Annotated in this window: 26 protein-coding genes and 1 riboswitch; of the genes, 10 read left to right on the forward strand and 16 right to left on the reverse strand. The window is 42.8% G+C overall.

Features of this window, described 5'->3' with window-relative positions; genetic code table 11:
• The 11 genes from L0B18_RS07915 to L0B18_RS07965 all read right to left on the reverse strand — a co-directional run bounded on the left by L0B18_RS07915 (position 1) and on the right by L0B18_RS07965 (position 9,460).
• A complete protein-coding gene (locus L0B18_RS07915; protein WP_234571065.1) occupies positions 1-930 on the reverse strand; it encodes a polysaccharide deacetylase family protein in 930 nt (309 codons plus the stop codon).
• Positions 931-937: 7 nt separating this feature from the next.
• Positions 938-1,426 carry a GyrI-like domain-containing protein gene (locus L0B18_RS07920; RefSeq protein ID WP_234571066.1) on the reverse strand — a complete coding sequence of 163 codons (489 nt, stop codon included), beginning with the start codon at positions 1,424-1,426 and terminating at the stop codon, positions 938-940.
• Between the two features lie 24 nt (positions 1,427-1,450).
• On the reverse strand, positions 1,451-1,918 hold the full coding sequence (locus L0B18_RS07925; protein WP_234571069.1) for a cytochrome B: 468 nt from the start codon (positions 1,916-1,918) through the stop codon (positions 1,451-1,453).
• Between the two features lie 190 nt (positions 1,919-2,108).
• Positions 2,109-3,374, reverse strand: a complete 1,266-nt coding sequence (locus L0B18_RS07930; protein ID WP_234571070.1) for an MFS transporter — start codon at positions 3,372-3,374, stop codon at positions 2,109-2,111.
• Between the two features lie 48 nt (positions 3,375-3,422).
• The gene (locus L0B18_RS07935) at positions 3,423-4,142 is read right to left on the reverse strand and encodes a type 1 glutamine amidotransferase (RefSeq protein ID WP_234571072.1); all 720 of its coding nucleotides are present in this window, start codon (positions 4,140-4,142) and stop codon (positions 3,423-3,425) included.
• A 63-nt stretch (positions 4,143-4,205) separates the two neighbouring features.
• Positions 4,206-4,757 (reverse strand): GNAT family N-acetyltransferase, encoded by a 552-nt coding sequence (locus L0B18_RS07940; protein ID WP_234571074.1) that lies wholly within the window; start codon positions 4,755-4,757, stop codon positions 4,206-4,208.
• Positions 4,758-4,943: 186 nt separating this feature from the next.
• Positions 4,944-6,257, reverse strand: coding sequence for a lipase family protein (locus tag L0B18_RS07945; RefSeq protein WP_234571076.1), 1,314 nt, complete (start codon positions 6,255-6,257; stop codon positions 4,944-4,946).
• Positions 6,258-6,458: 201 nt separating this feature from the next.
• Positions 6,459-6,614 (reverse strand): hypothetical protein, encoded by a 156-nt coding sequence (locus L0B18_RS07950; protein ID WP_234571078.1) that lies wholly within the window; start codon positions 6,612-6,614, stop codon positions 6,459-6,461.
• Between the two features lie 235 nt (positions 6,615-6,849).
• Complete coding sequence (locus tag L0B18_RS07955; protein WP_234571080.1) at positions 6,850-7,764, reverse strand: helix-turn-helix domain-containing protein; 915 nt, start codon at positions 7,762-7,764, stop codon at positions 6,850-6,852.
• A gap of 55 nt (positions 7,765-7,819) precedes the next feature.
• Positions 7,820-8,548, reverse strand: coding sequence for an SDR family oxidoreductase (locus tag L0B18_RS07960; RefSeq protein WP_234571082.1), 729 nt, complete (start codon positions 8,546-8,548; stop codon positions 7,820-7,822).
• An 18-nt stretch (positions 8,549-8,566) separates the two neighbouring features.
• Positions 8,567-9,460, reverse strand: coding sequence for an NAD(P)H-binding protein (locus L0B18_RS07965; protein WP_234571083.1), 894 nt, complete (start codon positions 9,458-9,460; stop codon positions 8,567-8,569).
• 323 nt (positions 9,461-9,783) lie between these two features.
• Here L0B18_RS07965 and L0B18_RS07970 point away from each other — a divergent pair, with 323 nt between their 5' ends.
• From L0B18_RS07970 to L0B18_RS07985, 4 genes are read left to right on the forward strand one after another with little or no spacing between them, the layout of a single operon-like run.
• Positions 9,784-11,085: a gluconate:H+ symporter gene (locus L0B18_RS07970; RefSeq protein ID WP_234571085.1), complete on the forward strand. Its 1,302-nt coding sequence runs from the start codon at positions 9,784-9,786 to the stop codon at positions 11,083-11,085.
• A gap of 6 nt (positions 11,086-11,091) precedes the next feature.
• Positions 11,092-11,550 carry a RidA family protein gene (locus L0B18_RS07975; protein WP_234571087.1) on the forward strand — a complete coding sequence of 153 codons (459 nt, stop codon included), beginning with the start codon at positions 11,092-11,094 and terminating at the stop codon, positions 11,548-11,550.
• Positions 11,550-12,638, forward strand: coding sequence for a D-TA family PLP-dependent enzyme (locus tag L0B18_RS07980; protein ID WP_234571089.1), 1,089 nt, complete (start codon positions 11,550-11,552; stop codon positions 12,636-12,638). Before L0B18_RS07975 ends, L0B18_RS07980 begins: the two co-directional genes overlap by 1 nt.
• Positions 12,639-12,652: 14 nt before the next feature.
• A complete protein-coding gene (locus tag L0B18_RS07985; protein ID WP_234571090.1) occupies positions 12,653-13,732 on the forward strand; it encodes a dipeptidase in 1,080 nt (359 codons plus the stop codon).
• A gap of 69 nt (positions 13,733-13,801) precedes the next feature.
• Here L0B18_RS07985 and L0B18_RS07990 read toward each other — a convergent pair whose 3' ends face one another.
• The 3 genes from L0B18_RS07990 to L0B18_RS08000 form a co-directional block, all read right to left on the reverse strand.
• Positions 13,802-14,074, reverse strand: coding sequence for a hypothetical protein (locus tag L0B18_RS07990; protein WP_234571092.1), 273 nt, complete (start codon positions 14,072-14,074; stop codon positions 13,802-13,804).
• 483 nt (positions 14,075-14,557) lie between these two features.
• Complete coding sequence (gene dnaB / locus L0B18_RS07995; RefSeq protein WP_234571094.1) at positions 14,558-16,066, reverse strand: replicative DNA helicase; 1,509 nt, start codon at positions 16,064-16,066, stop codon at positions 14,558-14,560.
• A gap of 344 nt (positions 16,067-16,410) precedes the next feature.
• The gene (locus L0B18_RS08000) at positions 16,411-17,397 is read right to left on the reverse strand and encodes an aldo/keto reductase (protein WP_234571096.1); all 987 of its coding nucleotides are present in this window, start codon (positions 17,395-17,397) and stop codon (positions 16,411-16,413) included.
• A gap of 270 nt (positions 17,398-17,667) precedes the next feature.
• Between L0B18_RS08000 and L0B18_RS08005 the strand changes: the two genes are divergently transcribed.
• The 6 genes from L0B18_RS08005 (at position 17,668) to L0B18_RS08030 (ending at position 23,015) form a co-directional block, all read left to right on the forward strand.
• A complete protein-coding gene (locus tag L0B18_RS08005) occupies positions 17,668-19,410 on the forward strand; it encodes a PAS domain S-box protein (protein WP_234571098.1) in 1,743 nt (580 codons plus the stop codon).
• A 367-nt stretch (positions 19,411-19,777) separates the two neighbouring features.
• Positions 19,778-20,095 carry a hypothetical protein gene (locus L0B18_RS08010; protein ID WP_234571101.1) on the forward strand — a complete coding sequence of 106 codons (318 nt, stop codon included), beginning with the start codon at positions 19,778-19,780 and terminating at the stop codon, positions 20,093-20,095.
• Positions 20,096-20,133: 38 nt separating this feature from the next.
• Positions 20,134-20,235, forward strand: a riboswitch (TPP riboswitch).
• Between the two features lie 71 nt (positions 20,236-20,306).
• On the forward strand, positions 20,307-21,032 hold the full coding sequence (locus L0B18_RS08015) for a class I SAM-dependent methyltransferase (RefSeq protein WP_234571103.1): 726 nt from the start codon (positions 20,307-20,309) through the stop codon (positions 21,030-21,032).
• Positions 21,029-22,093: an AIR synthase family protein gene (locus L0B18_RS08020; protein WP_234571105.1), complete on the forward strand. Its 1,065-nt coding sequence runs from the start codon at positions 21,029-21,031 to the stop codon at positions 22,091-22,093. The genes L0B18_RS08015 and L0B18_RS08020 overlap by 4 nt, the downstream gene beginning before the upstream one ends.
• Complete coding sequence (locus tag L0B18_RS08025; protein WP_234571107.1) at positions 22,090-22,743, forward strand: thiamine phosphate synthase; 654 nt, start codon at positions 22,090-22,092, stop codon at positions 22,741-22,743. The genes L0B18_RS08020 and L0B18_RS08025 overlap by 4 nt, the downstream gene beginning before the upstream one ends.
• On the forward strand, positions 22,740-23,015 hold the full coding sequence (locus tag L0B18_RS08030) for a Trm112 family protein (protein ID WP_234571109.1): 276 nt from the start codon (positions 22,740-22,742) through the stop codon (positions 23,013-23,015). The genes L0B18_RS08025 and L0B18_RS08030 overlap by 4 nt, the downstream gene beginning before the upstream one ends.
• 134 nt (positions 23,016-23,149) lie before the next feature.
• On the opposite strand, the gene L0B18_RS08035 is transcribed toward L0B18_RS08030, so the two are convergent.
• Both L0B18_RS08035 and L0B18_RS08040 read right to left on the reverse strand, forming a co-directional pair.
• Positions 23,150-23,668, reverse strand: a complete 519-nt coding sequence (locus tag L0B18_RS08035; RefSeq protein WP_234571111.1) for a ferritin — start codon at positions 23,666-23,668, stop codon at positions 23,150-23,152.
• A gap of 94 nt (positions 23,669-23,762) precedes the next feature.
• A complete protein-coding gene (locus L0B18_RS08040; protein WP_234571112.1) occupies positions 23,763-24,797 on the reverse strand; it encodes an aldo/keto reductase in 1,035 nt (344 codons plus the stop codon).
• Between the last annotated feature and the right edge of the window lie 155 nt (positions 24,798-24,952).

The following is a 24,952-nucleotide window of genomic DNA, read 5'->3' on the forward strand; positions in this document are numbered from 1 at the left end:
CTATTGAGCTGCTTCCCGAACGAAGTCTGGCGTTACAGGATCTCCCTTGAAAAAATCGCCCCGTTTTCCCTGGCTCAGTGCCCATCGGTCTATCCATGAAATTCCCCAATCTCCATAGACAGTTACAGGATGTTGATACGCTTCATCTTTCAAAACCTCACTCTGGGAGACAAATTCATACCCGTGTTTTTGGTACATCTCTGCGAGATCATCCATGTAGCGGGCATTCAGAAGGCTGGCATGCGTGAGGAGAGTTTGGGCAATCAAACGGTCGAAAAGTTCATGGGATAATCTCTCGTAGAAAAGCAGTTTTTGTTCCATGTAATCCACATAGGCAGAACCTATTTTTTCCATCGATTCGGAATCGCTGCGTTCATAAGCTCTGTGATAAGCCAAAGCAAAAACATAATCTTCATTGTCGATGGTAACAGGAGCTTCGGTATACCCGTTTTGATTCAGAAAATTTCTCAGAGAGTCTGCGTGAGATTGTCGAAGTCCCATTCTTAAATATGGATGTCTAAAAAATTGGTACTCGGAATTATATTTCTCTGCCAGTTTCCTGGTTACTTTTTCACCTTTCAAAATATTTTCAGTGAAATCCTCAAACGGCACCTGATGGAAATTTGGATGAGAGTAGGTGTGATTGCCAAGTTCGTATCCGTTTCTCAGCCACATTTCAAGAAGATGAACCTGGTTTGAATTGAGTTCTCCATCGTTATACAGCTTCACTTCATTCACATACCCGATAGCCGGAATTTCATATTCGTCAAACGTATTGATCAGGTTTTGGGTGAGATCTTTTGCAAATTCGGGATCGTCAATACCGTACGTTACGACGGGTAGGTCATCTACGGTGATGGCCATTTTTTTGGTTTGAGCTTGTGCAACTGAACAGATAAGAACAAGAAGAAAGGACAGGTAAATTTTCAAATCAGACTCAGTTTTTTAAAAGTACAGGTACCCAGACTTCTTCCTCAGCAAGAGGATCGTCTGGCCTGTAGTTTTCATTCATGATTTCGAAATGGGGGCGGTTGTCAAGTTCAAACCCGGAGTTCGGAAGCCATTCGCCAAAAATATATCGGGAGGTTTCCGGAAACTCGCTCGGCAAACCTCTATGGATGAAAATTGCATATTTGCCGGCAGGGATTGTATAAGTCTCTAATCCCTCAGGAATTTCATCATAGGATTCGACTTCTGCAGCCGCCCATTTTTCAAAGGCCGTTTGCGGGGTGAACCGGCTGAATTCCAAATCTTCATCAAACACCTGGATGGAATAGAGATCACTGTTCTTAAGATTTGAGATCTCTTTTAGCCTTAGATGAAATTTATTCCACAACTCGAAAGTTCTGTTCTCGGCAAGTGACGTTCGGATCTTCATGCCGACCAGCTTTCTTTCGCTGATGGTTAATATCGTTGGCTCATCCATAGATCAAAAAAGTATGGAGATTATTTAAAAAATCCGGACCCAGGGACGGGCATCAATGGGAGAAAACGGCCACGGGATAGACACAAGAATAATCAGCAAACCAATGGTAAACCAAATGGCGATGGTTTTGAATTTCTTCGTATCGTCTGCAAGCCGTTTGGCTTTTGCTGAACCGATGGTGATCAGAACAATGGCTATGATCATCAAAATGCTGTGTTCCATTCCGTAAAACCGTACGGCACTCTGCTTAACGGCATCACCAAAATTCTGGAAAAGGTTGTGAATGATGGGACTTAGAGCATATAAACCAATCCCTACAAGCAACTGTGTATGGGCGATGATTACCGTAATATTTCGAAGTTTGTCATCTCGGGTGGTAAACACGTCGCCGGAAAACCATCCTTTATACATTCGGTACATGGTATAAATCAGGCTGATGAGAACAAACCATCTGAGCAAAGAATGAAGAATCAAAAGAATCGTGTAGATCATAGCAGACAAATAGGGGTTTTACGGTTTTAACGTCCGTCACAAAACTATGAATAAATCATCTATTATGTACCTTAAAAATTGTAATTATTCGGAGCCAATGACGTCCAAAATCTCCTGCATAATGATGGTTGGTTCTATCAATTCTTACAAGTTTAGCGGAAGGAAAGAATCAACCTGTTAACAGACGTGTTTATTGACTTGTTTGTGCATGAGGTACCTGGGAATAAACAAGAATAGCTCCAAAAACAGCTAATATCGCTCCAACGGCAAAAGGTGTTAAAAATCCGAAGCGGATGGAATATCCGGAAAGAAATGCCCCTGATGAAACTCCGATACCGAACGATACAGTTAATATGGAAAGCTGGGTACTGACCTGTCCTTTTTTAGCGAGATCGCCTGCAAGTGCGAGCGCCGGTGCAAACACGGATGCTGCGCAAATTCCCTGAAGGGCGCGGGCAATAATCATCTGTAAGGGAGTGGTAACAAATCCTTCGGCAAGAGTTATGGGAGCGAGAAATATCAAGCCGGTGACAATAAATATTTTTCTCCCGTAAACGTCGCTCAACTTTCCGACAAGCGGTTGTACAATAGCCATCATTCCGATAAGTGCACTGAATTCCAGCGAAAACATAAAGGCGCCCTGCGAAAGGCGTTGATTGACCTGCGGTTCGATGGCGGCTAATAATGCAAATCCTGTACTCATAATAAATGTAGCCAGTCCGAGAGCGAATATGGGATCAAGTGTTTTTCCCGGCTCGTCACTTGTAAAGCGAATTTCTACTCCACCGCTGCTTGGGCGTGTCTCTTCAGGATCCTCTACGAGAAAAGCGACAAGTATTGCGCTGACGAGTGCGGCAAATCCGGCGATCATAAATGTGGCGACAAATCCGCTGATTTCCCCAATAAAAGGTAATGTGTAAGGACCGGTTTCCAGGATAATTCCGCTGGCCAGCGGACCTGCACCAAAACCAAGCAGACGAAATGAATTATAAACTCCCATATTGCTGCCCCGGCTTTCCCGGCGACTCACTTCACTGACCAGCGCCACACTTGCGGTAATTGTTAAAGCGGCTGCAATTCCCTGAAGAGTACGAATGGCAAGTAAGGCTGCATAACTGTGTGCCACGATATACAACAGGTTCGTAAACATAAAAGCGACCAACCCGAACAATACAAACGAACGGCGCTTGCCAATGCGGTCTGAAAACCGTCCGGTAAAAGGCTGGCAAAAACTACTTACCAGGCCGAATAATCCCAGTACAATTCCGGTTACAAGGGATTCTGAGAAACCGAGAAAATTTCCGGTTACATTCCCGCTTGCTATGTAAAGGGGCAGAACCACAATTAAAAATGAATTCCCCATGGCATCAGCCATGCGTGCAAACCCGAGTGCAATTACTCTGCGGTCGATTCCAAAAATGTCAGTACTTGTTGCGTCTATTACTTCTTTGCTCATCAGATATTTTTTACATCATTAACTAGATGCAAACGAGACCCTGTCTCCTTAAGTTCCCATATTAATTCTTTCGCTGGATTTATTTTTTAGCAAATATGAGAGAAGACGGTTCATCACTTCCCGGGTAATTTTATAACGATTGGCATTGGCTGAAAGAATCTCCTGCTCAGACTGCACAAATGTTGATGGAACTAACTCATCCCTGCAATTCGCAACGAGTGCCTGCACAACATCCGGTGTCATTTCCAGGTGAAACTGAAGCCCAATAACTGAAGGTCCAATTTGAAATGCCTGATTTTTACAGGCGTTGCTTCCGGCCAATAGCGTAGCTTCTTTTGGGAGATCAAAAGTTTCACCATGCCAGTGAAATACACTAAGAGAATAAGGAAATGTGAAACATGATGATGTTTCAGGCAATACACTGGTGACGGGAAACCAACCAATCTCTTTTTCAGAATTTGGATACACTTTCGATCCCAGGGCACTGGCAATAAGTTGTGCTCCGAGGCAGATCCCCAGAATGGGTTTTCCTGTATCAATCATTTCCCGAATAAATTTCTTCTCTTCAACAAGCCAGGGGTATTTTTCCTCTTCATTTACGCTCATTGGACCACCCATTATTATCAATACATCTATGTCATTTGGGTCAGGCAGAATAGTCGATTCAAAAAACCGTGTTCCGGTTATCTCAAAACCTTGATCCAGAAGCCAGGCTTCGATAGTGCCCAGCCCTTCAAACGAAACATGTTGCAGATAATGAGCGCGCATGGGGAGTTTATTCTAATAGGGGTAGTAAAGTAAGTCGGGGCCTTAAGATAGATGAATCGGAAATTAGTTTCTTTCGAAATATTCCTTTTTTGTGATTCGATACTGAATCAGGCTGAGATATTGATCGTCTTTTCGAATATGATCCACCAATTCCCCCTCTTTAACCATTCCGTTTTTGATCATGACTTTACCCGAAGCAGGATTTTCAATCAGGTGGGTGGCGTAAATTTTATGAAGACCGGCTTTTTCGAATCCAAATTTCAAAACCTCACCGGCCGCTTCGGTTACAAACCCCTGATTCCAGAACGGTTCGCCAATCCAAAAACCAAGCTCCGCATTATTAAAACGTTTGTTAACTCTGAGACCGATGCCTCCCATGAGTTCATTATCCGCCAACCGACAGATTGCAAACACAAAATGATTTTGATCTTCAAATCCTTCATTCGCCATATTTATCCAGAAAATGGCGTCTTTTTCGCTGTATGGATACGGCATGTTCAGTGTCATTCGCGACACCTTCGGGTTATGTGCGTACTTCACCATATTTGGGATATCCCTGGCTCCGGGTATTCTTAACCTGAGGCGGGTGGTTTCTATGACGGGAAGTGAATCCAATGTTGTACAGCGTGGATGTGGTGAATGGATTTTAAAGCAAGTTGTTCATCAAACCTTGGTTAAAAATAGATAGTAGCTGAAAAATTACAGCCAAGCAAGAAATGTAAAGTAAAAGTCGGGCGTGGAATGAATTTTACGGACCAGCCAAATTATCCAACTCTGAAAGCAACGTTTTTGTCGACTGATTTATCCTTGTAACCATTTCAGCAAAATAGGCCATGTCCACCTTGTAAACAGCCAGTAACACAAATATGGAATTCCCAGGATCAGGACAAGGGCAATGGCGCCTTTAAAAAACCACCCGGTTATTGTTACAAATAAAGGTGGATCAGGTATTTTTAAATCATTCGTGATATTCCCTAAGTCATCTTCAAACTTTGTGGTTTCATCAGAGAAATAGTTGGCATAGTTATTCTTTAAATGCGAATAGCTTGAACGCATGAGGTACAGCAAAACCCCGGCAAGTAAAATAAATGGCGCAATCATAATGAAAATGCCCTGAACCGGAAATTTGATAAAGGGTATATATTTTTCTGCCTGGTTATACCAATGCAACAGGCGTTCACCAAAAGATGGTTTGGCGGGTTTGGTTTCAAATGCAGACTTCGAAGTGAGGGATGAGTATGATCCAAGATCTGAAAATGACCCGTATTTTAGTGCGTTATTTTCCTGCATAAAAAGCTGGTAAATCGGTTCAAGAAATCCCTCATCGGATTGTTTATTCTTTGCTTCATCTTCAAAATATACATGGCCATCGGCACTTAAATAGACAAGTTTTCCTACATGGTTAAAACCCTGCCATGAGTAGGGGACTTTAGAAACCAAATCAAGTTTGTTTACCACACGCAGCGTAACCGAACCAAGTGTCTTTTTGGGATCGGACTTGAGTTGAAAATTCTCATATGAATCAGCAGTTGACAAAAAACTGGAACGCGGGGCGCCAAAGGTGACAACTTCGGTTATATCATACTCAGGAGCTAATTCCAGTGCGGCGACATGGGCAATTGCACCCCCGAGGGAATGTCCGAAAATAGCGATGCTGCTAAATTTATCCTTATTTTCATTGAGCCAGTTCTGTACCTCTTTACGTACACTCCGCCATGAATGCCCGAAGCCGAAATGTACGATAGGCCGATACCACGGGATAAAAAGCAAATCTACGGTGGCATCGCGTAAAATATCGGGCCATGAATCAGTTCCGCGAAATGCGATATACGCTTTTTGATCGCGCACGCAACACAAACCTTGTGTACCCACCCAACTGTTTAGTGGAAAAAAATCTGTAAAATTGTGATCAGCCAGGTATTTCTCGGCAACCTTGCTATGACTGTAAGCTATATAACTGAGCCGCAGTCCTTCCCTGATTTTCGAAATCTTTTCTTGATGGAGCTTTTTTTGCTGTTCTTCAAGCTCTTTCTGTTTCTCAGCAGCCTTCTTTTTTAGTTCTTCCTCTCGTTTTTTCTTCTGATCAAGCAGATATTTGGCGCTAATAATTTCCATAAATCCCCCGCGATTTTGGAATCAGGTTGTCGTTTAAAAGCTCGGTTTGTCAGGTTTTAAAGCGTCGGATGAAAACTTCTAAGGATAAGCCAAAATGAAACAACCTCTTGACGTGCCAACGCCTGATGTAATTATTATCAATTTCCTTCAAATATTCCAATTCTAAATGGAAGATTTCTGGCTGTTCATCCTAAACCAGAACTACGCTTTTGAAGGTGTATATTTGATCGCTTTGAAAATAACGATTAATAAGTAAACCAAATAAACACCAATATTAACGATTCCTATCCTGATGATTTGGGCCAGGTCTATCTCTCCTGAATATGGATCTAACTCAGTCATAACAAAATACGTCATGAGTAAACTGATTAAAGCAAAAACTCCCAACGTAAAACAAAGCCACATGTGTGTTCTTAAATTTTTCATACTAGTCTTGATGTAGAAGTTAGAAGCCCGAGTTTTGAAGCGTAGAGGGCCAACGGATCATATAAATGTGTGAAAAGAAGCAGTTGCAGGCAAGCCTGAATGATAGATGAATTCTTGCATATACATTAACCAAAGGAGTCAGTTTTTAGCCATCAGTGCTATTTTTTTAATTAAACGACTGACGGAAACCGGAAGGAGAGAGGTTGGTTTTGCTTTTGAATAATTTGCTGAAAGACTGCGAATGTTCAAATCCCAATTCGTAAGCAATTTCGGTAATCGACAAATCCGTCGTGGAGAGTTTTTCTTTGGCTTTTTCGATCAGCTTGTTGTGGATATGCTGCTGGGTGGTTTGACCGGTTAACACCTTGAGCAGCGAGCTCAGGTAATTTGGGGAAAGGTGCAGTTCATCCGCTATTTGTTGAACAGTTGGCAGGCCTTTGGTTATCAGGTCATCACTATCAAAATAATCCGCCAGTATCTGTTCTAATTGATCAAGCACCTGGTGATTACTTTTCTTCCTTGTGAGAAACTGTCGATGATAAAACCGTTGTCCATAATTGAGCAAAGTTTCCACCTGTGAGACAATAATTTGCTGGGAAAACGAATCAATATTGCCGTGATATTCCTGCCGGATGTTTTCAATAATACCCAGCATGGTGGCTTCTTCTTTTTTGGAGAGAAAAAGCGCCTCATTTACGGAATAATCAAAAAAATCATATTCTTTCATCTTTGCGGCCAGATGTGTATTCCACACAAAATCAGGATGAATAAGCAGCATCCACCCGGATCGTTCGGGCGAATCTTCAGGATTTCCGGCAATACTAAATACCTGTTGCGGAGCAATGAAAAACATCACTCCTTCATCAAAATCGTATTCCTGTTGACCATATTTGAAAATGCCGTTCACCTTCCGCTTCAGTGAAATGGAATAAAAATCGAACACCCATCCCACGCCCATCAAATCCGCATTATGTCGGATAGCGGCATAATCAACAACACTGATTAGAGGGTGTTCAGGTTCGGGCAATCCACGGGAGCGGTGAAATTCACTGATGGTTTTTATACGGTGAACACTAGCCATGTTTTTCGGTTTTATTCGGTCTGTTTACAAACATTTTATGGGTGATGGAACATTCCTACCATGCCACTTCGCCTTCATCTTTAAAAAATCCGCCGGTTTGGCCTTCTGCCGGAAGAGTGGCAAATTTGACGATCGGTCTCGCTCCTTCCTCTACTGTTTTTGATCCGTTATAGTTGTTGAAATCGGTCGCGGTGTGGCCGGGTGTTACGCTGTTGATTTTAAATGGTGTGCCCCTTAATTCATAGGCCAGTGCTACAGTATACGCGTTCAATGCAGATTTTGAAATATTGTAGACAGCAAATTGTTTCACTCTGTCATATTTCTCCCAGTAAGAATCACTTTGCAGAGTCAGTGATCCCAGTTCGCTGGACACATTCACAATTCGCGGTGCTTCCGACTTTTTCAGCAGAGGCAAAAAAGCCTGGGTCGTACGGATGACGCCATGCACATTCGTATCAAATACATGTTTAATATTTTCAATGGATACCTCAGAGGGGATTTGTGGTAAATCACCCAGGATTCCTGCGTTATTAATCAGCACATCCAGCGACTCGATTTTTGATGCTAAAACCTTTGCGGACTGCTGAACAGACTCCGGATCTGATACGTCTATCCCCAGGCTTTCGGTTTGTGTAAATCCTGCTTCATGCAGTTTTTTTACGGCGTCGTCTCCTTTGGATTTATTCCGGCTTCCCACATATACAAAATATCCGGCTTCAGCCATCTGTTTTGCGGTTTCGAAGCCAATGCTTCTGTTGGCACCTGTAATTAATACGGTTTTCATTTTCCTATTCTTAATTTTTTATGATTTGTGATAAACGGCGGCAAAATCTTTTGCGAAATCTGTAAGCTTCACATTACCCAATTCGGGTTTATTTTGATTGTAATCTGCATACAACTCATTTCGTCTGCCGGCATTCATTTCAGTGAGCCCTTTGGCTGCCTGGGGACTAAATCCAACATCGAGTAAACCATTTTCAAATTGCTCATCGGAAATAACGGTCCATGTCAGATCCGGTATACCAATCGCTTCACCCAGAGTTATTGCAACTTCATTGGGTGAGGCTTCATCACTGGCAATGTATCGGATAGTCCGGCCTTCAAAAGGTGTATCCATTTCTTCGGAAATGACAGCAGCAATATCCAACGGAGATACCCAGGGTTCTTTTTCAACTCCACCATAATTTTGGATGATGGTTCTCTGCGCTTTGATCGTTGGAATGAACGCATACATATTGTAGTAAAATCCCACCGGCCGCATGAATTTTATGGATACATTTTCCGGCAGATCCCGGAGAATGTTTTCAACATGATGATGAACATTCAGCATTCCGTTTCCTTCATCTGTATGAGCACCAATACTGCTGAGGTGAACCACTTTTTGCACACCGGATTTCTGAACGGCCTGCTTATAATTTTCAGCAATGTCAGTCCAGAACGTTTTCATATCCTGGTTTTCATCCCGGAAATTGACGGGTGGTTCCATAAGATAAACGACATCAGCACCAGTAAAAGTTTTTGTGAGAAAATCCCGATCTTCGATGTTCCCAATAGCCGGATTTGCACCCAGTTTTTCAATCTCATCTTTCCGTTCCGGACTGCTGCTGATTACGGTTACCGTATGATTTTTCTCAAGCAGTTTTTGTGTAAGCGGTTGACCAATCCGGCCCAACGAACCTGTTAAAACAATATTCATCGTCTTTTCCTTTTTGTCTGCGGTTAAAAATTATTTAAGCAAAAAGGTACCGGTTCAGAAAAAGAAGCTCGTAGCCTGATTCTTCTTTCTCGTAGCCGAAACAGAGATGGGATGCGGGAAGGGATAAACAGAACACTGGGATTCAGAAAAGAATACGTCAGCTTAGAGTTTTGCTTGAACGCCTTTAAATTTAATTCATATATCAACCACAAAATGAATCATTCGCAATTCTTTTGAAAAACAAAATTTACAAGTTAGCCTCCGATCAAATATATTCATTGCGGTAAAATATTGGATATCAAAAAATAAGATACTGAGTTCTTATGGAGTTTCTTCCTGCCATCATTGGGATTGTGGTTTTAGTACTATTGGTTACCTGGCTAAAATTGGATGCATTCATCTCATTTATGCTGGTTTGTCTGCTGGTTGGCGTGATGGGAGGATTGTCCATCGCAGATACTGTTGATGCTATTGAAAGAGGAATCGGTAATACGCTTGGCGGACTCGTGATTATCCTGGGGTTTGGCGCCATGCTTGGAAAACTGGTGGCCGAAAGTGGGGCGGCAAATAAAATCACAAATAGCCTGGTGAGCAAATTCGGGAGAGAACGGATTCAGATTGCCCTGATTATTACCGGTTTTATCGTGGGGATCCCGATGTTCTATACCGTCGGGTTTGTGATTCTGGTTCCGCTGGTCATTGCTATCGCTTATAATACCAAATTGCCGTTGTTGTATGTGGGTTTGCCCATGCTGGCTTCTCTTTCGGTAACTCATGGATTTCTTCCGCCGCATCCCGCTCCCACAGCTATTGCAGATGTCTATAGGGCAGATTTGGGACTCACGCTTATTTATGGAATACTTGCTGGTATACCGGCTATTCTAACGGCAAAGTTTGCGCTTAAAAAAACGATGATGCGGATACAACCGGAGTTAAATCGTGAATATATTGTGGAGGAAAATCATGATTACCCGGTTCCCTCTTTGGGAATTTGCCTGCTCATTGCCTTAATGCCGGTAGTATTTATAGGAGGAGCCTCTTTGCTACAGGCGTTAATCGGGGAAAGCAGAGTACTGACGGCTTTGGGAAATCCGTCCCTGGCAATGCTTTTATCGGTTCTTGCCGGGATCTATTTTCTTGGAATCCGCACCGGACGGAAAATGAAGGAAGTGATGAGCTATCTTTCCAGTGCAATCGCCAGCATAGCTGTTGTATTGTTGATTATTGCGGGGGCGGGGGCATTCAAAGAAGTGATGGTGAGTACCAATATTAGCGAGGCATTGGGCCAGGCTTTGGGGAATCTGGGGATGTCGCCGATTGTACTGGCGTGGCTTATTGCCGCGATTATCAGGGTAAGTGTGGGGTCGGCAACAGTGGCAGCCTTAACCGCAGCCAGTATTATGGCCCCGATGATTGGAAATACGACTGTAGCTCCTGAACTGCTGGTTTTGGCCACCGGTGCCGGAAGCATCTTTTTCTCGCATATTAATGATGGCGGTTTCTGGCTGTTTAAAGAATATTTTAATGTAAGTATCAAAGAAACCCTGCTTTCGTGGACTCTGATGGAAACAATCGTGTCTGTAGTGGGGCTGTTAGCAGTATTATTAATAAACTTTATAGTCTGATTATTTATGAACCTTGAAGAACGAATCAAAGAACTGAACCTGGAATTACCACCCGCTCCGCCTGCCGGAGGTGTTTATCATCCTGTTTTAATGATTGACAAAATGCTGTATGTATCGGGACAGGGACCGGCTCAAAAGGATGCCAGCCTGATTACCGGAAAGCTTGGCAAAGACCTGACTACCAACGAAGGATACGCAGCAGCGCGCCAGGTGGGATTAACCATGCTCTCTACCATGCAAGAACAAATCGGCGATTTGAGTAAAATTAAACGGATCGTAAAAACTCTTGGAATGGTGAACAGTACGCAGGATTTTCATGAACAGCCGCAGGTTATCAACGGTTTTAGTGAACTTTTTGCTGAACTGCTGGGTGATGAATACGGAAAAGGTGCACGAAGTGCCGTTGGAATGATTTTGCCCGGAAATATTGCCGTAGAAGTGGAAGCCATATTTGAACTTCATTGATGATGAACTATTGGTTTGAGATAAAAAATGAAAACCAGATTTTGAGTCCGGCCCTTCTTTTTTACCCGGACCGAATCCGGAAAAATATTCAAAAAATGATCGGGGTCGCCGGATCGCCCGACCGGCTGAGACCGCATATCAAAACCTACAAATGCCGTGAAATTGTGGAGATGCAGAGGGAAGTCGGTATCCACAAATTTAAATGCTCCACATTGGCAGAAGCCCAAATGATGGGAGAATGTGGTGCACCAGATGTATTACTGGCGTATCCGCTGATTGGGCCAAATCAGAAGAGATTCATCCAATTGACGGAGCAGTATCCGGAAACGACTTTTTCTACGCTGATCGATCATCCGGATCAGGTAAAACAATGGAAAACACACCTGAAACAGCCGCTGAATATTTTTATAGATCTGGATGTTGGAATGCATCGCACCGGCGTAAAAATCAGTAATTTGAAGAACTTACTTGAGTCGGTCAATAATGAGCGTTTCCATCTTCTTGGATTTCATGCGTATGATGGCCACATCCGCAGCAAAGATTTGAAGGAGAGGAAAGAGGATGTGAAAAAATCATTCCGCAAAGCAGAAGAGTTTTTGAATGGTTTCGATGGCCCCAAAACCTTTATCACCGGAGGCAGTATCACATTTCCGATTCATGCCGGTTATTCTGAGCGGCAGTTGTCACCGGGAACAACGCTGTTGTGGGACCGGGGCTATGGCGAAAGTTTTCCGGATCTGGATTTCGACATCGCGGCCGTTCTTTTCACCCGGATTGTAAGCAAGCCGGACGATAATTTGCTTTGCATCGATCTTGGATATAAAGCGGTGGCATCGGAGATGAAAAACCATCCACCGGTATTTTTTCCTCAGATTCCTGGTAGTAAAATTGCCGGTCACAGTGAAGAACATCTTACGCTGAAAACTGGTCAGACGGACCAATGGAATGTGGGAGACATTTTGTACGGATTTCCGTGGCATATTTGCCCCACGGTGGCTCTTCATGAAAAAGCGGGAATTGTACAGGATGGTTCTGTGACAGACTTTTGGGAGATTGAATCCCGAAACCGACTCTATTTTTCAGATTGAACGAGACAAAGGAAATGAAGAAACAACCATTGATTTTTGATGCTCATCTTGACCTTTCGATGAATGCCTTGGAATGGAATCGCGATTTACGGTTGCCCATTGATGAAATCCGCCGCTCGGAGAAAGGCATGACAGATAAACCCGATCGTGGCAGGGGAACGGTCTCTTTCGGTGAATTGCGAAAAGGAAATATCGGCATTGTTGTGGGCACACAAATCGCCCGGTTTACAAAAGAAGCGAATAAAATGCCTGGCGCCAGTTGGAATTCTCCCGAGCAGGCGTGGGCACAAACGCAGGGGCAACTGGCCTGGTATCAGGCAATGGAACTGGATGGAAGCATCACTTCCATCACCAATGCAGAAGAGCTGGACGCTCATTTAAAAAATTGGGAAAATGACCCCGAAAACACGCCAATTGGCCTGATCCGAAGTCTTGAAGGAGCCGATTCTATCATCAGTTTTGAACATCTTCAAAAAGCGTATGACGATGGATTGCGGGCCATTGGTCCGGCGCACTACGGACCCGGTGTGTATGCGCAGGGCACGGATGCTACCGGCGGAATTGGGAAGAAGGGAAAAGAGCTTTTGCGGGAGATGGAGCGCCTGAATATCATCCTGGATGCGACCCATCTTTGTGACGATAGTTTTTGGGAAGCTCTGGATCATTTTAACGGACCGGTCTGGGCCAGCCATAATAACTGCAGGGAGCTTGTTGATCATAACCGGCAGTTTTCGGATGAGCAGATTAAAACATTGATTGAACGCGGGGCCGTTATCGGTGCTGCTCTGGATGCATGGATGCTCACCGAAGGATGGGTGAGAGGAACGTCCACACCCGATGGTGAAAATGTCAGTTTGCAGAATGTGGTTGATCATATCGATCATATTTGTCAGTTGGCGGGAAATTCAAAACATGCTGCGATCGGGTCCGACCTGGATGGCGCTTTTGGGACCGAGCAAACGCCCAAAGACCTGAATACCATTGCCGATCTTCAGAAAATTCCACTCATCCTCGAAGAAAGAGGATATTCGGATGAGGATGTTGATAATATCTGCTCTCACAACTGGATTCATTTTTTACGAAGAGCGTGGTAGCAGGAAAATTATGTCTGAATAGTTTGTCGAAAGATTGTGAAGGATCAAACAGCCAGATTTAATGTACGGCTAATTTTTATTCTGCTCTCTTTTTTGTGAGATTTCATCCTTATTGTCATTGAAATGAGTTCGAAGGTTTTTCAAACCATCTAATGTTTCATTGTAAGCATCCATGTGTTCTTCAGTAGGTTGAAATTGATACTCAACATTTTCTCCCCAATCAATAACTGCATCTAAAATCAGGATGAGATTGTCGATATCTTCCGCCAGTTTATAATTGATTTTAGAACCAATTACGCTTTGTAGAGAGGCAAAAAGAGCCGGATCCTCACTGGGATCCAAATCAGGATTCACTTTTAAATAGTACCGGTATCGAAGCTGACCCAGGTAAAAAAGAAATCCGGCATCATTGAATTGTTCTTTTTCATAAAAATTGCCAACAGCCAGGTAAAAGCTACTTGCATAGATAATAGCTGAAACACTCGTTTATGGCAAACAGGTTCAATATTTTGTACGAATAAACCGCCGAATAAATTTTATTTTTCACGGATGAGATTTTCAGAATGTTGGCTCATACAAATAAAGAATGTGGCCGGAAGAGCAACTTGCTAACTCAGCTCAAAGAGAAAATAAAACGGGCGAATTACAGCTGTAAAATCGAAAAACCTTTTCTCTAATGGATTGCTCGTTTTATTAGATTTCATAACTGAAAACACCATTTATACAGATGATTTCAGATTGAAGGTCACCGATCTTAGATTTGCGATTTCAGAAAATCAGGGATCGAATATTGGGAATCAAAAATCTTCAATTGCAAACCATCAATCAAAAAGGAGCCTCTTCATCATCGCCGCCGGGATTATGGGTTGGAGGAGGAAGTGATGATCCGTTGTCGGGTTCTGAAAGATAGTCATCACCACCGGGCCCACGGTCAATTCGTGATAAACGTTCAAATCGAGCATACTCTTTCACGAAGAACATGCGTGTGGTTCCAACAGGTCCGTTACGTTGTTTCCCGATAATCAGTTCTGCCAAACCATTCGTGGATTCGCCTTCAGCCGTAGTGGTAATTCCATAATATTCAGGCCTGTAAAGGAAGCAAACCACGTCGGCATCCTGCTCGATGGAGCCGGACTCACGAAGGTCACTCAACTGCGGACGTTTATCACCGCCGCGCTGTTCTACCGCACGGCTGAGCTGTGCAAGAGCGATTACCGGCACATTGAGTTCTTTTGCCAACGATTTTAAACCCCGGGAAATGGTGGCAATTTCCTGCTCACGATTTCCGATATCGCGAGAATTCGCGGTCATAAGCTGAAGGTAATCCACCACAATCAGGCCGATGTCATGTTCACTTTTTAAGCGCCGACATTTTGTGCGAAGCTCCATCAGGCTCAGGCTGGGCGTATCATCAATAAAAATGCGAGCGGTAAAGAGGCGGCTCGCTGCATCAATCAATCGTTTAAAATCTTCGTCTTTCACGCGGCCGGTTCGGGCATCCTGCGCATTGATGCGGGCTTCCATAGTGAGGAATCTCTGAACCAGTTGCTGCGCCGACATCTCAAGACTGAAAATGGCCACATTCGACTGCATATCTTCATTGGGATGAAGCGCTGCATTCCGGGCGGCCGTCAGTACAAAAGCCGTTTTACCCATGGAGGGACGTGCGGCAATAATGATCAAATCCCCATTTTGCCAGCCAGAAGTGAACTTATCTACGTCCAGCCCGGAAGGAACTCCCGTAACGCCTTCCGGTTTTCCGCGCAAATCTTCCAGGTATCCCAGCGTATCTTTCAGAATATCGCCGATAATGGTAGCGTTGGCGCGGGTTTTATTATTGGACAGATCAAAGATTCTCTGCTCCGCTTCGTCCAATACATCGGAGGCATCGGAGGTGGTATCATAAGCGGCTTTTATAATGTCATTGCAATGCAAAATCAGGTTTCGCTTGATTGCCTTTTCAGCAATAATCTGCGAATGATAATCGATGTTTGCAGCCGAACTAACTGATCGTGTCAGATCTGCGAGATAACCGGTTCCGCCTACCGTATCCAAGAGATTTTTATCACGAAGCTCATTTTCTACGGTAAGCAGGTCAAGCGGGTTGTCCCGTTCGTAGAGTTCGAAAAGGGTTTCAAAAATGTGCTTGTTGGCCGGTTTGTAGAAATCTTCAGTCCGCAAAAGCTGAAGCGCAATGGTTGCCGCTTCCCGTTCGATGAGCATGGCCCCCAAAACAGCTTCTTCCACTTCCACAGCCTGGGGAGGAATCCGTCCTCCTTCATGTTGAAGAGACTGCGAACTGCCGGATGAATTAGACCCGTTTTGGTTGGGCATATACTGCTTAATTTAAAAAATGAGAATTGAATGGATTTGTCGGGACGTTTGAAATGAGCCTGCCGCTACTCAAAGAATAAAAAGTAAGAAATATGTGAGAAAATATTTTGACGACTTATTAACAAAGGTATCCACAACTATCGATTAGTTATTAACAATGATGTGGATAACTTTTACCAACAACAAGATCTTCTCTCCGTCACATAGAGCGCAATGGAGCAACAGCGGAATGAAGTCGAGAAGTAAACTATCAATAGTATGACGAGATCTCGACTTCCTTTTCGTTTACTTCGTTACACTCAAAGTGCGCTTGATCTGACGAGTCCTGAAACCCGAACCTTGACTCACCACCTTTGATGTACATGCGGTTTGATCATCTCTTCGTAGATATTATCTATTTCGGACATGATTTCATCTGCAATCGGAGGTGTTTCGGAAGCATCACAATTGGATTTTACATGTTTATCGGATGAAGCGCCGGGAATCCCCACGCTCACTTCGTCACGCATCAATGTCCAACGTAAAGCCAGCTGGACCAAATTTGTATTTGGACCGACAACCTCTTTCAATCGTTCCACAGCTTCCACTCCCGTTTCATAAGGAATGCCTGAAAAAGTCTCGCCCACATCAAAGAATTTTCCTTCCCGGTTGAAATTGCGATGGTCTTTTTCATCAAACGTAGTGTCTTTAGAAAATTTGCCCGTCAGAAGTCCGCTGGCTAAAGGTACTCGAACGATAATTCCAACATTATTCTTTTGAGCTTTTGGAAACAGTTCTTCATGTGGCCGCTGCCTGAACATATTATAGATCACCTGGATGGTCGTCACATTTTCATACTCAATGGCTTTCAATCCTTCTTCTATTTTTTCGATACTTACACCGAGATTCAGGATTTTTCCTTCTTCTTTTAGTTTCTCAAATTCTCCGAAAATTTCCGGCCGGTAATAAACCTCCGTCGGCGGGCAATGAAGCTGAACCAAATCAAGCACATCTACATCCAGACGTTTTAAAGAATCCTCGACATACCCGCGAAGAGCTTTTGGCGTGTAATTTTCGTTGATATGAGGATTGATTTGCCGCCCGCACTTGGTGGCTACATAAATTCGTTGGTCTGCTTTTTTGATCGCCTTTCCAACCTCAATCTCACTTTCAGTGTCTTTGTACACATCAGCCGTGTCAATAAAATTAACACCATTTGCGAAGGCTTCCTCTAACGTTTTTTGAGCAGTTTCGGCATCAAGACTCTGTCCCCATTTACCTCCAAGCTGCCACGTTCCAAGGGAGATTTCAGAAATTTCAAAGCCGGTTTTACCTAATGTTCTATATTTCATAAACCTGTGTGTTCAATTATACTTTCTCATTAAAAGTAAACATTGTAAAATCGGTTATCATTTTCTTACTTGTTAATTTTTCTTGCTTATTTTGTAAACAGAGAGATGATTTTTCAATCAATTTCATAGAAATTATTGAGCGCAAATTGTGTGATTACAATTAGATATTGATAAAGTGGAACAAATCGATTTTAAAATTGTTAGTTCTACTTCAGTATGGGTACGGGTATGAATTCGAAGATTTGACTTTAAAAAGTTAAGTTACTGGTTATGGGTAAACAAAAGATTGAGCATCTTGAGATTTTCCTGAAATGTAACTTGGGTCTCGATGGGGTATTGAAGAGGGTTCCAACTCAGTTTTGTACATTTCTGGAGTACACCGAACAAGAACTAAAAACAGAACCGTTTTCCAAATGGGTGCACCCGAAGGATCAGGAAATATGGTCTGAGTTTTTTGGTAAAATTATCAGCGAAAAATCCGGTGATTTTGAATCAGAAATTTCCCTTCTGACAAAATCAGGTGATTCTGTATCTGTTTTTATATCCGGAATACTTATCCGGGATGAGAAAGGAAATGCAGATTACATTGCCTGTCACATTCAAAATCTTTCAAAGCAACTGAAGATTTTTCAAAAGCTGGAAGAAAGAGAACAACAATTCAACTCGCTTTTCAGGAATAATCCCCACCCCGTTTACTATTTTGACGTTGAGGGCAATTTTGAAGGAGTAAATAATAAGCTGGTAGAATTTAGCGGGATTAGTGAGAAAGAATTACTCAGCAAAAGGTTTGAGGATTTTATTCACGAAGATGACCTTGAACGAACGAAAAGACATTTCCAGAAAACGCTAGATGGAAGTTCGGGCCAATACGAAATCAAAGTAAAGGTTAAGGATGGCGTAAAAAATATCCGGGTTACCAAGTTCCCCAAATATTCGGGAGATAACGTAGTGGGTGTTTTCGGTGTTTTCCAGGATATCACAAAAGAGAAGAAAACAATACAAAAGGTTAAGGAGAGTGAAGAGCGCTGGCAGCAATTATTGCGGCAAAATCCGCAGCCGGTTCAAATTGTACAGGATGGAAAAATCGTTTATATCAACCAGGCCGGAACAAGATATTACGGGGCCCGATCACTGAGTGAGCTTATCCGGAAGCCCATTATGGACTTTGTGCATAATGATGATGCAGAGAAAGTTTTAAAACGGAAAAAATTGCTTGAACAAAATCAGCATATAGCTCCGGCCGTGAATAAGATTGTGCTGCTCAATGGTGAACAAAGATATATTGAAGCGCACTCCATCCCGATTTCTTATAAAGGTAAACCTGCCATCCAAACCGTTGTTCACGACATTACGGATCTGAAGCAGAATCAGGAAATGATCGGGAAATCTCTAAAAGAAAAAGAGACTCTTCTGAAAGAGATTCATCACCGGGTAAAGAATAATCTGGCGATGATTTCATCCATGCTCGAGCTTCAGATCATGCAGTCCACGGATCAATCTGCAACAAATGCCCTTCGGGACAGCCAGCTTCGGATTCGTTCCATTGCCATGATACATGAGAAGCTCTATCAAAACGAATCACTTTACGGCATACGGTTCGATAATTATCTGAAAGAATTGGTTGATACCATCAAGCAAACCTACCTTACATCCGGGAGAGAGGTCGACGTATTTCTTGATCTTGATTCAATATCACTTGATATCAACCAGGTTATTCCATGTTCTTTGATTGTAAATGAGGTGGTGGTCAATTCTTTTAAACATGCTTTCAACGGTATGCAAAAAGGAGCTCTCCGGATTTTAATGAATTCTGAAGATTCCAACATTGATTTAGTTATTTCTGATGACGGCCTCGGTCTTCCCGAAAATTTTGATATGCATAAACAACAATCCCTGGGCATGACTCTGATTGACGCCCTATCCAATCAACTCGAGGGAAGGGTTAGTTTTCATGAAGGTGCTGACGGAACCGGAACTGTTTTTCGCCTGCGATTCAAGAAAAAGGCGGATTAGAACTCGAATCAAAAAACCTCCGTTTCACCATTTTTTTGGTCATCGGAAGATGTAAAATAGTCAAGTTACACAGGAGTTTGCTGACGAGGATTATATCAGAATATCTCTTTAAATGCTTTTAAAGGAATATTTTTTGATTGTATAAACGTACCCGCTCTTCTTATTTAGATTCATTTTAAATAAAGTTTGAACTGCTTTTCCGGGGAGGGTATATTTGGATCGATCTAAATGACGTACCATAAATCTCAAATCCGGAGAACACGAGTAGTGTCATACGCGGGAAATCCTGGTTGAGTGAATCAACCGGGGTTTTTCTTGTTAAGTGAATCAATCCAGAGGAAAGCAACAACAAATGGAAAATTCGAATATGAAGGTATTAGCAGAGTCTGAACCTGATGCTCTGCAAATTGTACAATTTAAAGCATGCGGACATATTGGCCTTCGATTTAATAACATGCTTTTGACCTTTTCTGTAAAATCATTCAAAGACTTTGTAAAGACATACGGAGCCATCAATTTTGACCGCTATTCCATTCTTTTTCCTGATGACAGAAACCGGTTGATTATGAATACCGTTGTGGAAGAGGTGCAATTCTGTTTTACATGTGAAGAGTTCGAAAGGCTGCAACAGGCATTAACCGAAGCTTCTCTGATTCTTGAAGCCAATACATTGATTCAAAATTAAATTCTCTTTCGATTTAATTGTCCTTTAAAATCTCGTATTTTAAAGAAGTGGGGTGCTTGGCGAACGTCGTCAGGCTGAGATCAAACCCAGTGAACCTGATCCGGATAATGCCGGCGTAGGAAACCATTCTGACTCATCAAGTTTGGATAGATAAGTCGTTCACTGTAAGTGATTATTTCCCCTCCTGAAGTTAAATATCCAATTGAGATTTATGAGTGACATTGAAAAGAAGCAGTTCGACCGCGTTACGAAGACCCTGGAACAGTGGCAGGATCGTGAGGAGTGGTTTTTTAATCGCGAGTACACAGATCGGTATGAAGATTATTACGAAACACGATACAAACGGGCCGAAATCTGGCAGAAAAAAACACTCGCAAAGCTGATCACAAAAGACGAGCGTGTAAACACTCTCCTGGAATTCGGCTGTGGAACCACACGATTTACGCGCTGGTGGAACGAGATCGGGATTGAAGCATCCGGCGCGGATATTTCACCATTTATGCTGGGTCAGGGAGCGCATCTTTTTGATGGTGATTTAGCGTTGGCCGATTCTCATCACATGCCGTTTAAGGATAACAGTTTTGATGCTCTCGCCTTTATTGCCACGTTCGCTTATTACAAAGATCCAATTAAGGTGATTCGCGAAGCCGTTCGTGTTGGGAAATATGGAATCATTTTTGGGATTATGAACCGGAACTCAACCAAAGTTGTGAGACGGCGAATTCAGGAAGTATTCAACAAAAATGAATACTACAAAACGGCCAATTTTTATACACCCGATTCACTGATCGAAAAAATTCATGAAGCACTGGAGGGCCGCTTATATGAAATTGAGTGGACGGCAACCGGACTGCCCAAATGGTTTCCCATGCAGCAGTGGGGATTTCCGATTGGTGATTTCTTTGCTCTTCACGTAAAACTAACCGATGTAGAATGAGTGCTTTTGAAGACAACTTCGGCAAGATTGGCAGTTCAAATCTGAGTGATATTCTTCTTCCCCGAACCGGGAAAAAGAGGAGGGAAGTCCGAACCGGTCCCGGTTTTGGAGTGGATACATCCGTCATAGATCTGGGAAATAACCTGGGCTTGGCTATCTCAAGTGATCCGTTATCGCTGATTCCATCATTGGGTTTGAAAGAATCGGCCTGGCTTTCGGTGCATCTTTTGGTGAATGACATGGCGACAACCGGATTTTCTCCGCAGTATGCTCAATTTGTTTTAAACCTGTCGCCGGAACTTTCAAAAGAGAAATTTGAGGAGTATTGGGAATACATCCATCAGTTTTGCAAGGAAGTTGGCGTTGCCATTACCGGCGGACATACGGGGCAGATCGTGGGACAGAATTCAACGATTCCGGGTGGAGGGACAATGTTTCTATCCGCTCCGCTGAACGAAATCATTACAAGCGATGGAGCCGAACCGGGAGATTTGATTGTCGTAACAAAAGAAACCGCGTTGAACTCAACAGCCATACTCGCCATGAGTTTCCCCGAAACGGTGAAAGAAAATTTGGGCGAGGAGATCTATCAAACCGCTTGTGATAATTTTTACCGGACATCGTCTCTTCCGGATGCTTTAGCGGCATCCGAAATTTTGGAAAATAAAACTGAATTAAAAGCGATGCATGATGTAACCGAAGGCGGCGTTCTCGGAGCGATCGCGGAGATGGCCGAAGCCTCTGATTGTGGATTTATCGTTGATGATGCCAAAATACCCGTTGGTGAAGCTCCGAAAAAGATTGCCGAACTGTTTGAGATTGACCATCGGTTTTGTGTAGGAGCCGGGTCGATGATTATGGCTGTGAAACCGGGATGCGATGAGAAACTGGTTGAATATTTGGAGAGCCAATCGATTCCGGCAACAATCGTTGGGAAAATGACAGACGTATCGGAAGGAAGAAAAATCATCGAACAAGAAGAAGTGAAAGAGTTTTCATTTGATGGAACAGATCCATATTGGGCAGCTTTTTTCAATGCAATAAAGGAAGGGAATAAATGATGAAGAAAGAGATTAAGGGTGGAATTTATCTGGTTTTAGATCCATCCATCAACCAAAAAGAATTATTGGAAAAGTTAAAACAGGCTTTGGACGGAGGAGTAGATATTATCCAAATATGGAATCATTGGCCGGAGTCGTTTTCACAATCAGATAAAATAGGAGTGATTGAAGAAATTGTGGAAATCACCCAAAAATATAGCATTCCTGTTTTGATCAATGATGATTGGGAGCTGCTTAAAGAAACAGATTTGGATGGCGTCCATTTCGATGAGATTCCCGAAAGTTTTGAAGAAATTCAGACTGAAATTTGGCGAGAATTCATTGCCGGGATTACTTGCAGTAATGATGTAGAAATTATTCAATGGGCGGATGATCACAACTTCGATTACATCTCTTTCTGCTCCATGTTTCCATCCAAATCGGTAGATACCTGTGAGATCGTTCGTCCCGAAACGGTTCAAAAGACGAGAGAAATAACAAATCTGCCTCTGTTTGTCTCCGGGGGCATTACAACAGAAAATCTCGGCGATTTGAATGAGTTGGACTTTCAGGGAGTTGCAGTGATTTCGGGGATTTTAAGCTCGGATTCGCCTGAAAAATCGGTAACGGAATACCAGGAAGTTCTTAACAATTTAAATTCAATATCATGACAGAATCATTTGCCAAAAAACTGTGTTGCCCGATCGATAAACACGATCTGAATATGCGCGTATTTGTAAAACATGAAAACGGGGAGATCATCGAAGCGTTGTTGAGCTGTCCCGAGTGTAGCCGTTACTACCCGGTGATTTATGGAATTCCAATTATGACGCCGGATGAATACAGAGACAAATCCATCGAAGCCCCGACTTTGAAGAAATGGGGATTGCAATTGAAGGATTCGAACTCTGAGAAATTGTTGCTAGAAGAGAATATTAGATAGGAAACAGGATTGTGATGTTTGTAATACTGTAATACAATGATTGCAATGTTTCGATAAGCGTGTGAATCAGAACCCCGGGTGGAGCGTTCCGAAGGAGTTACCTTCGGAACGAGTTGAAAAATGATTCAATGGATCTATTCAGTTCCGCTATTCCCGGGAATTTCAGCTCGACGCTGACCCAATTCTTGGTCCAGCATATAAAGACCGGGACCTTTTTCCCCAAGAATATTCAGTTTGTCTAAAATGGTGCGGAAAAGATCTTCTTCTTCCACTTGTTCGTCCACATACCACTGAAGGAACTGATCGGTGGCGTGGTCTTTCTCCTCTTTTGCAGCCTCAACAAGTACGTTGATTTTTCGGGTATTTTCTTGTTCCAGTTCCAATCCGCGTTCAAAAAGATGGCGAATTGAATCAAACTCGCTGTCCGGTTTGGCGATTGACGGAGCGATGGCATGGCCATCACGATCATTCACATAATGGAAGATTTTCATCGCATGAAAATGCTCTTCTTTCGACTGTTCCAGGAAAAAACTGGCGGTTCCGTGGAAACCATTTACTTCAGCCCAGGAAGACATCGATAAGTACCAATTTCCTGCTTCAAACTCGTGTTGAACCTGATCGTTCAGCAATGATTCAATTTTTTCAGAAAGCATATTTTAACTCTTAAATTTTAAGATCTTGTACGCCAGAAAGATACAATAGAATCCAGAGAACACCAGTATTCCAGAGCACTTTCAGCCGTGTATTCTATTCGTTGGACCCAGGAATTCGATCTGAATCCTGACGATCGACCATCCAGAAAGGATAGCGTTTGGTCGTTGAAGAAACTTTATTTAATTCACTCAACTCATCATCAGTTAAATCTACATTTGTTGAATTGATATTCGACTCAAGCTGAGTAATGTTTTTTGTCCCGATGATGGTACTGGTCACGCCCGATTGTAACCGAACCCAGGCAAGAGCCACTTCAGCTACAGAGCAATCCTGGTTCTCTGCAATTTCTTCCATCACATCTACAATATCGTAGGTTTGTTCTTTATTGATGGGAGGGAAGTCGAATTCATCGCGTCGGGAACCGCCGCCGGCTTTTTCATTATCCCGGGTGTATTTTCCGGAAAGAAATCCGCCAGCAAGTGGGCTCCACGGCATGAATCCAAGTTTTTCAGACTGACTCAATGGAATCAATGCGTCCTCTGCATCACGCCCTGATAGAGAATAGAAATATTGCATGGCTTTAAATTCATGCCATCCTTCCTGCCGAGCAATTCCGAGGGCTTTCATCACCATCCAAGCCGGCCAATTACAAACGCCTACATAACGGACTTTGCCGCTTTCCACAATATCATTCAATCCACGCATGATTTCTCTGATGGACGTAACGGAATCCACGCCATGTACATAGAGAAGATCGATATGGTCTAATTGTAATCTGTTTAAACTTTTTTCAACAGAATTGAAAATGTGATATCGGGAAAGTCCCTGGTTATTGGGTTGATCTCCCATTTTTCCACGGAGCTTGGTTGCAATGACCAGCTCATCGCGGTTTAAATCAAGATTTTTAATACTGTTTCCGAGAATCGTTTCCGATTGACCAAACGAATAGACATTGGCTGTATCGATAAAATTAATTCCGGAATCCACTGATTTCTTGATCAGTTCATCCGCTTCACCCTGTTGCTGTTTTCCAACATGTTCCCACATCCCTTCGCCTCCAAACGTCATGGTTCCAAAACAAAGTTCGGAGACAAGCAGGCCGGTATTACCTAATAAATTGTATTTCATCTGTACTTCTTTTTTGTTGAATGTTAGCTGATATCAAAACATATAAACAAGAGAAAGTGTTCATTTCCCTTTATCATAGTTCCTACTTAAAAGAGTCTTCAAAATTCAGAAAATGTTAAAATATTGATCAATAGCGGAAAGGGAAGACACTACGT

The organism is Rhodohalobacter sp. 614A (assembly GCF_021462415.1).
Lineage (GTDB): Bacteria > Bacteroidota > Rhodothermia > Balneolales > Balneolaceae > Rhodohalobacter.